At 59.6% G+C, this 218-nt stretch carries 1 pseudogene; it reads right to left on the bottom strand.

From position 1 onward, the window contains the following. A pseudogene (locus KNO72_RS15560) lies at positions 1-218 on the bottom strand (RNA-guided endonuclease TnpB family protein); the annotation flags it as partial.

Consider the following 218-nt stretch of genomic DNA (forward strand, 5'->3'; position numbering starts at 1 on the left):
TCGTTCGTCATGACGGCGAAGTGTTTTAGACCGAGATCGATCCCGACCTTGTTCTCGGCTGGGATCCATGGTTCATCGTCCTGTTCGACGAGGAGGGAGACAAAGAACTTGCCTGTCTTGGTCATCGACACCGTCGCCGACCGGATGACGCCCTCGAACGGACGATGTTGGGTGAACCGCACGAACCCGACCTTCGGCAGCCGGACCTTGCCCGCCTC

It is taken from the genome of Exiguobacterium sp. s123, assembly GCF_018617075.1.
Taxonomy (GTDB): domain Bacteria; phylum Bacillota; class Bacilli; order Exiguobacteriales; family Exiguobacteriaceae; genus Exiguobacterium; species Exiguobacterium profundum.